Here is an 8,248-nt window from a genome sequence, read left to right on the forward strand (position 1 = left end):
GATTGAGGAATAACGAATGGCACGTATCGCAGGGGTGAATATCCCCAACCATCAACATACCGTAATCGGTCTGACCGCAATTTATGGTATTGGCCGTCCACGTGCGCAAGTGATTTGCGACACCACTGGTGTTCCGACGACAAAAAAAGTCAAGGACCTGGACGATAACGAGCTCGAGAAGCTGCGTGACGAAATCGCCAAGTTCATCGTCGAAGGCGATTTGCGCCGTGAACTGTCGATGAACATCAAGCGCTTGATGGATCTGGGTTGCTACCGCGGCCTGCGTCATCGCAAAGGCTTGCCTGTTCGTGGTCAGCGTACGCGTACCAACGCGCGCACCCGTAAAGGTCCGCGTAAAGCAGCGCAATCGCTGAAGAAATAATCCAAACAGGCAACCCCTAGTCGGGATTCAAGGAAATTTATAATGGCAAAAGCACCGAATAACGCCGCAGCAGCACGTGTGCGTAAAAAAGTTAAGAAGAACGTTGCGGAAGGTATCGCTCACGTTCACGCTTCTTTTAACAACACCATCATCACGATTACCGATCGTCAAGGCAATGCTCTGTCGTGGGCAACGTCGGGCGGTGCAGGCTTCAAGGGTTCGCGTAAATCGACCCCATTCGCAGCGCAGGTCGCAGCGGAAGCGGCAGGTAAAGTAGCGATCGAATGCGGTATCAAGAATCTGGAAGTTCGCATCAAGGGCCCAGGTCCAGGTCGTGAATCGGCTGTACGCGCACTGAACAATCTGGGCATCAAGATCACCCAGATCCAGGACGTGACACCAGTTCCGCACAACGGCTGCCGTCCTCCGAAGCGTCGTCGAATCTAAGCAGTTGTATGCCGGCTTCGGCCGGCTGCTGTCGTATCTACCCGCCAATGCCCTTGGCGGGTTTTGTTCTTAAGCCCACCGTCTGATAGCAGGCAGATCAGACTAGCGCCCGATCATTGAGGGGCGTCATTTAACAAAGGAAAATACCGTGGCACGTTATATCGGACCTAAAGCAAAACTCTCGCGTCGCGAGGGTACAGATCTGTTTCTGAAGAGCGCACGTCGTTCGCTCGATTCGAAATGCAAACTTGATTCCAAACCTGGTCAACATGGTCGCACTTCCGGTGCTCGTACCTCTGACTACGGCAATCAATTGCGTGAAAAACAAAAGGTCAAGCGCATGTACGGCGTGTTGGAGCGTCAGTTCCGTCGCTACTTTGCCGAAGCCGATCGTCGCAAAGGCAACACCGGTGAAACATTGTTGAAACTGCTGGAAGGCCGTCTCGACAACGTCGTTTATCGCATGGGCTTCGGTTCGACCCGTGCTGAAGGCCGTCAATTGGTCTCGCACAAAGCGTTTACCGTCAACGGTATCGTCGTCAACATCGCTTCGTATCAAGTCAAACCAGGCGATGTCGTCGCTGTTCGTGAAAAAGCGAAAAAGCAGACGCGTATCGTTGAAGCGCTGTCGCTGGCTGAGCAAATCGGCATGCCATCGTGGGTTTCCGTCGATGCGAAGAAAATGGAAGGTACTTTCAAGTCCGTTCCTGACCGCAGCGAAATCGCCAACGACGTCAATGAATCGCTGATCGTCGAATTGTATTCCCGTTAATTCTGAATCCCGGCCCGCCTTCTGGTGGGCTTTTCTTGTAATGCCATCAGCCTTATCGGTGTAATGAGCCGAGGGTATTGAAAAGGACATTAAATGCAAAACAGTTTGTTGAAGCCACGTATCATTGAAGTCGAAGTGCTCGGCGCCGGTCACGCAAAAGTCGTGATGGAGCCGTTTGAACGTGGCTATGGTCACACGCTCGGCAACGCGTTGCGCCGCGTTCTGCTGTCGTCGATGATTGGCTATGCGCCAACCGAAGTGACGATCGCCGGTGTTGTACATGAATATTCGTCGCTGGACGGTGTGCAGGAAGACGTCGTTGATCTGCTGCTGAACCTGAAAGGCGTTGTCTTCAAGTTGCACAATCGCGATGACGTTACGCTGACCTTGAAGAAGGAAGGCGAAGGCGCTGTTCTCGCATCCGATATCGAACTGCCACACGACGTTGAACTGATCAACCCGGATCACGTGATTGCTCACCTGACCGCCGGCGGCAAACTCGACATGCAGATCAAGGTCGAAAAAGGCCGTGGCTATGTTCCAGGTAACGTGCGTCGTCTGTCGGAAGACACCAACAAAACGATCGGCCGCATCATTCTGGATGCGTCGTTTTCGCCTGTCCGTCGTGTGTCGTACGCTGTTGAATCGGCACGTGTCGAACAACGTACCGATCTGGACAAGCTGGTTATCAACATTGAAACCAACGGCGTCATCACGCCGGAAGAAGCGATCCGTCAATCGGCACGCGTTCTGGTCGATCAGTTGAACGTGTTCGCTGCACTCGAAGGTACCGAAGCGCCGGCAGATGCGCCATCGCGTGCACCTGCAGTCGATCCGATCCTGTTGCGTCCGGTCGACGATCTGGAACTGACGGTCCGTTCGGCAAACTGCCTGAAAGCAGAAAACATTTACTACATTGGTGATCTGATCCAGCGTAGCGAGAACGAACTGCTGAAAACGCCTAATCTCGGCCGTAAGTCCCTGAATGAAATCAAGGAAGTACTGGCATCACGCGGTTTGACGTTGGGCATGAAACTGGAAAACTGGCCGCCAGCCGGCCTTGAAAAATAATGTGAACCGGAACAGGGTAAAATCCTGTTCCGCACATTTGTTGTTGTAATTATTTAATAGATACCGGTCCGCGGCACCAAAAGCGTCGATAGAAGAACTGGATTTAAACTCAAAACTGAAAGGAATTACCATGCGTCACCGTCACGGCCTCCGTAAGCTGAATCGTACTTCCTCGCACCGCCTCGCGATGCTCCGCAACATGACTGTTTCGTTGTTGCGTCACGAAGCAATCAAAACCACGCTGCCAAAGGCAAAAGAATTGCGTCGCGTTGTTGAGCCTATCCTGACTTTGGGCAAGACCGACACGCTGGCAAACAAGCGTCTGGCATTCAACCGTCTGCGTGACCGCGAAATCGTCGGCAAACTGTTCTCGGAACTGGGCCCACGTTACGCAACTCGTAACGGCGGCTATCTGCGTATCCTGAAAATGGGTTTCCGCGTTGGCGACAATGCACCGATGGCATTCGTTGAACTGGTCGATCGTCCAGACAACACCGAAGCTGTTGAAGACAACAGCGGCGAATAAGTCGTCCGAACAGCAATCATGCTGTTGCAGCAATCAATAAAAGCCAGACATTGTCTGGCTTTTTTGTTTTTGACGATAAATTGTCGGCCACCTGTAACTATCTCAATCGTGCGAACGTACTAAGATCATGAGCGATTTCCGAGAAACCTCTGCCAGTTTGCTTGTGTTGAGCAATGTGCCCGATGAGAAAGTGGCTGCAGAAATTGCACACCGACTTGTCGAACAACGTCTTGCCGCGTGCGTAAATATTCTGCCTGCCGTTCGCTCCGTCTATCGGTGGCCATCTGCGGTGGAAGAGGCGACGGAAGTGATGTTGCTGATCAAGACCGTACAATCGCGTTACGCAGATGTGGAGCATGCAATCAAGGCCATGCATCCGTACGATGTACCGGAAATCATTGCATTGCCGATCGCTGCAGGATTGCCGGCGTATCTTGAATGGATTGCGAAGACAACAAGGGATGACGATGTATAACGGAAGTGTGTTGCACAGTTCAGGTTTGCATGGAACGAGGCGATCGCCACAGATAGTGAGGGAGATGATCTCCACATTGTGGATGTTTATCCGCCTGACTTTGGTCGCGCTGATGGTGAGCGGCGCACTTGCGTCCACCGCGCATGCGGATGAAGAATATCTTGCGCCGGATGTCGCATTCAAGTTTTCAGCAAAAATGCTCGATGCAAAAACGATCGCCGTCCATTTTGCGGTGGCAGATGGCTATTATCTTTATCGTGAGCGGTTTGCATTCCGGGCAAACGGTGCCACGCTGGGCGAACCGCTTGTTCCTCCAGGAAAAATCAAGTACGACGAAACCTTTCAAAAGGAAGTCGAGACGTATCACACGTCAGTGACGATTCGTATTCCGGTCGAAACCGCCGGACCTTTCACGCTGTTTGTCACCAGTCAGGGATGCGCGGATAAAGGTTTGTGTTATCCGCCGATGGAATCGAAGGCGCAATTGAGCGTCGATGGGGGGGGCTCCGATGCGGCACCGCATAGCCAGGCTTCGGATATCAATGCGGCACCGCAAGCGTCGCTGGATTCTGAAGAAGGGGCGATCGAGCGCTCACTGAAAAGCGGCAGGTTGCTGACGATCATTCCGCTCTTCCTGCTGCTGGGTCTTGGGCTGGCATTCACGCCTTGTGTCTTGCCGATGATGCCGATACTTTCCGGCATCATTGTGGGCGAGGGGACGCAAGTCAAACGCGGTCGCGGTTTCGTCCTGGCACTTGTCTATTCATTGGGGATGGCGATTGTCTATACCGCGCTGGGTACTGCCGCGGGTCTGATCGGTGAGGGGCTGGCAGCCGCTTTGCAGAATCCATGGGTGTTGAGCGTTTTCGCGCTGTTGATGATCGTGCTGGCCTTGTCGATGTTCGACATTTATCAATTGCAGATGCCGGCAGCGATCCAGACAAGATTGACGCAGGTATCCGGTCAACAATCCGTCGGCAAGCTGTTCGGCGTCTTCGTAATGGGTGCGATATCGGCGTTGATTGTGGGGCCGTGTGTAGCCGCACCTCTGGCCGGCGCATTGATTTATATCAGCCAGACGCGCGACGTCGTGATTGGCGCGAGCGCCTTATTCGCGATGGCAATTGGCATGAGCGTACCGTTGCTGTTGCTGGGGCTGTCGGCTGGCGTATTGCTGCCACGCGCCGGTAACTGGATGAATGCGGTAAAGCGTTTCTTCGGCGTATTGATGTTGGGCGTGGCGCTATGGATGGTGTCGCCGGTGATCCCAGGTAGTGCGCAGATGCTGGGTTGGGCAGCGATCGGCATTGGTTATGGTGCTTACGTGCTGTGGGGCGCACAAGGGGGCTGGTTTTCCAAGGCAATCGGCGTGGTTTTTACGGCGCTCGGTTTATTGCAATTGGTCGGCGTTGCGACGGGCGGACGCGATCCGTTGACGCCGCTGTCACATATGCAGGCAGAGCAAGGCAGCCACGTTACGTTTGCACGCGTCAAGACGGTGGCTGATCTGGACAGTGTCTTGGCGCAATCCGCGGGAAAATATGTGATGCTGGATTTTTACGCAGACTGGTGTGTATCGTGTATTGAAATGGAGAAACTGACGTTTCCCGATCCGCGTGTTCGTGCCCGACTTGCCGATATGGTTCTGCTGCAGGTGGACGTAACGAAAAACGACGCGGACGACAAAGAGATGCTGCGGCGTTTCAAATTATTCGGTCCGCCGGGTATTATTTTCTTCGATCGGGAAGGCAGGGAAATTTCCGGCGGACGTGTCATCGGGTTTCAGAATGCCGACAAGTTCACGCAGTCGCTGGAGCGAATCCGGCAGCCTTGAACCAGAATATCCATGGCAAGATCATAGCTTTGTGTTATTTGTATAGTAGATAACTATCGTTGGGAAACCGATCCGATCCGGCTATAGTCAGATATCGATCATGCAATGCAAAGGAGAAAATAATGACATTACGTTTGGGCGATACCGCTCCTGATTTCGAACAGAATTCTTCTGCAGGCAAAATCAAGTTTCATGAATGGGCCGGCGACTCGTGGGTTGTACTGTTTTCGCATCCGGCCGATTTCACGCCGGTTTGCACGACGGAGCTGGGATTGACGGCAAAGCTGAAACCCGAGTTCGACAAGCGCAACGTCAAGGCTATTGCACTGTCGGTAGATCCTGCGGAAAAACACATCGACTGGATCAAGGACATCGAAGCCACGCAAAAAACGGTGGTCGGTTTTCCGATCATTGCGGATGCGGATAAAACCGTCTCGACGTTGTACGACATGATTCACCCGAATCAGTCGGCAACGGCGACGGTGCGATCGCTGTTCGTCATCGATCCGCAAAAGAAGATTCGTTTGACGATTACCTATCCGATGAGCACCGGACGCAACTTCGACGAAGTGTTGCGCGTGATCGATGCCTTGCAACTGACCGATGGCTACACGGTGGCAACGCCGGGCAACTGGCGCGACGGCGATGATGTCATTATTCCGCTGACCATTCAGGATGAGGCCGTCATCAAGCAGAAGTATCCGAAAGGCTTCAAGGCAGAGCGTCCTTATCTGCGCCTGACGCCGCAACCTAATAAATAAAAAACAAGCAGAAATAAAAAAGCGCCTCTTGAAGGCGCTTTTTTTACGGCCACGGCATTGGTTTAGTTTGATTTCAAACGGCGTGCAATATCGCGTGCGAAATAGGTGAGCACACCATCTGCACCGGCACGCTTGAACGCCATCATCGATTCCATCATCGCCTTGTCGTGATCGATCCAGCCATTCTGCGATGCGGCCTTGATCATCGCGTATTCGCCACTGACCTGATAGGCGAAGGTGGGTACCTTGAACTCGTCTTTTACGCGACGCACGATATCAAGATACGGCATGCCGGGTTTGACCATGACCATGTCGGCGCCTTCGGCGATATCCAGCGCGACTTCGCGCAGTGCCTCGTCGCTGTTGGCAGGATCCATCTGGTAAGTCATCTTGTCGCTCTTGCCGAGTGTCGCGGACGAACCGACTGCGTCGCGAAACGGGCCGTAAAAGGCGGACGCGTATTTGGCGGAATACGCCATGATGCGTGTGTAAATGTGGTGGTTCGATTCCAGTGCGGAGCGGATGGCGCCGATGCGGCCGTCCATCATGTCCGACGGCGCGACGATATCCACGCCGGCTTCGGCATGCGTCAACGCTTGTCGCGTGAGGATGGCGCAGGTTTCGTCGTTGAGTACATAGCCATGCGCGTTGAGCACGCCGTCCTGCCCGTGACTGGTGTAAGGATCGAGGGCAATGTCGGTCAGGATGCCGAGCTCCGGAAAACGCTTTTTCAGTTCGCGTACAGCGCGCGGCACCAGGCCATCGGGATTGGTCGCTTCGATGCCGTCCGGAGTTTTCAGCGATGCGCCGATGACCGGGAACAAGGCCAGCACCGGAATGTGCAGGGCAACGCATTCTTCTGCCACGTTCAACAGTAGATCGACAGATAGCCGCTCGACACCTGGCATCGATGAAACTTTTTCACGCTGGTTCTCGCCTTCGGTAATGAAAACCGGATAGATCAGGTCAGATGGCGTGATGACATTCTCGCGCATCATCGCGCGCGAAAATGCGTCCTTGCGCATGCGACGCATCCGGTTGGCCGGGAATTGTGCACTGGATAAAGGTTTGGACATGGCGGCCTTCGACAAAATGCGGATCGTTAAAAAAGCGCAGAACCCGTGAAACTTTTTCGCTGCAGGTTCATCCTAGATAGCAGATGCTTTGCATCTCCCGCTTCTCCTCCCTGAGCGGGGCCGCATCGCCACAACAGCGATATGGCGTTATTGCCCTGGAGATACTCCCCTTTCTCCAGGGCTTTTTTTATTCAGGTTATTCTAGCTCTCGCGCATCCGTATTGGTGTTTCCAGCGATGCCATTGTCGGGCTCGTCAGCGGGCACGTTCAATCCCAGCAATTCCAGAATCTTGTCATTGGCTTCTTCAATGCCGTCACGCTTCAGCGCGGAAAACATCTGGGCGGTGAACGGGAACGACTGGCCATCCTGATCGACATAGCTATCCAGCAAGGTGCGCGCGGATCTCAGGGCATTGGCGGCTTCGTTGCGGTTGAGCTTGTCCGATTTCGTCAACAGACAGTGAATCGGTTTGCCGGTCGGTGCAAACCATTCCAGCATCTGGATATCCAGATCCGTAAAAGGTCGGCGTGAATCAACAATCAAAACCAACGCTGCAAGTTGCTCGCGCCGTTGCACGTAGTCGCCGAGCAAAGCCTGCCAGTGCAATTTGGCTGATCCCGACACCTCTGCATAACCATAGCCCGGCAGGTCGACCAGCAGGGCGCGGATCTCATCGACGCGGATTTCATCCTTGCGATGCTGACCGACGTGCGCACCGCCGATCGAAAAATAATTGATATGCTGCGTCCGTCCCGGTGTTTTGGAGGCGAATGCCAGTTTTTTCTGGTTGGCCAGAATATTGATGGCCGTGGATTTGCCGGCGTTCGAGCGGCCGGCAAAGGCGATCTCGGGAACTTGTGTATTTGGCAAATCACGGAGATGATTCACCGTGGTGAAGAAGCG

General features: G+C 53.7%; 10 protein-coding genes. 8 read left to right on the forward strand and 2 right to left on the reverse strand.

Annotation, left to right across the window (positions count from 1 at the left end):
- Positions 1-16 precede the first annotated feature (16 nt).
- The 8 genes from rpsM (at position 17) to VN114_RS00795 (ending at position 6,268) form a co-directional block, all read left to right on the forward strand.
- Complete coding sequence (gene rpsM, locus VN114_RS00760; protein ID WP_325510990.1) at positions 17-382, forward strand: 30S ribosomal protein S13; 366 nt, start codon at positions 17-19, stop codon at positions 380-382.
- 42 nt (positions 383-424) lie between these two features.
- Entirely contained in the window at positions 425-829 is a 405-nt protein-coding gene (rpsK, locus tag VN114_RS00765; RefSeq protein WP_007875349.1) for a 30S ribosomal protein S11, read from the forward strand.
- 148 nt (positions 830-977) lie between these two features.
- Positions 978-1,601, forward strand: coding sequence for a 30S ribosomal protein S4 (gene rpsD, locus VN114_RS00770; protein ID WP_325510995.1), 624 nt, complete (start codon positions 978-980; stop codon positions 1,599-1,601).
- 93 nt (positions 1,602-1,694) lie between these two features.
- Positions 1,695-2,672 carry a DNA-directed RNA polymerase subunit alpha gene (locus VN114_RS00775; protein WP_325510997.1) on the forward strand — a complete coding sequence of 326 codons (978 nt, stop codon included), beginning with the start codon at positions 1,695-1,697 and terminating at the stop codon, positions 2,670-2,672.
- Positions 2,673-2,802: 130 nt separating this feature from the next.
- Positions 2,803-3,198 carry a 50S ribosomal protein L17 gene (gene rplQ / locus VN114_RS00780; RefSeq protein WP_325510999.1) on the forward strand — a complete coding sequence of 132 codons (396 nt, stop codon included), beginning with the start codon at positions 2,803-2,805 and terminating at the stop codon, positions 3,196-3,198.
- 127 nt (positions 3,199-3,325) lie between these two features.
- Positions 3,326-3,673, forward strand: a complete 348-nt coding sequence (gene cutA, locus VN114_RS00785) for a divalent-cation tolerance protein CutA (RefSeq protein ID WP_325511001.1) — start codon at positions 3,326-3,328, stop codon at positions 3,671-3,673.
- A gap of 64 nt (positions 3,674-3,737) precedes the next feature.
- Complete coding sequence (dsbD, locus tag VN114_RS00790) at positions 3,738-5,507, forward strand: protein-disulfide reductase DsbD (RefSeq protein WP_414694174.1); 1,770 nt, start codon at positions 3,738-3,740, stop codon at positions 5,505-5,507.
- Between the two features lie 122 nt (positions 5,508-5,629).
- Positions 5,630-6,268, forward strand: a complete 639-nt coding sequence (locus tag VN114_RS00795; RefSeq protein WP_325511003.1) for a peroxiredoxin — start codon at positions 5,630-5,632, stop codon at positions 6,266-6,268.
- 62 nt (positions 6,269-6,330) lie between these two features.
- Here VN114_RS00795 and hemB read toward each other — a convergent pair whose 3' ends face one another.
- On the reverse strand, positions 6,331-7,344 hold the full coding sequence (hemB, locus tag VN114_RS00800) for a porphobilinogen synthase (RefSeq protein ID WP_325511005.1): 1,014 nt from the start codon (positions 7,342-7,344) through the stop codon (positions 6,331-6,333).
- A 196-nt stretch (positions 7,345-7,540) separates the two neighbouring features.
- Positions 7,541-8,248: ribosome biogenesis GTP-binding protein YihA/YsxC (gene yihA / locus VN114_RS00805; RefSeq protein ID WP_325511007.1), on the reverse strand; the 708-nt coding region annotated here is incomplete at its 5' end.

The sequence above is a fragment of the Oxalicibacterium sp. genome (assembly GCF_035565035.1).
Lineage (GTDB): Bacteria > Pseudomonadota > Gammaproteobacteria > Burkholderiales > Burkholderiaceae_D > Oxalicibacterium.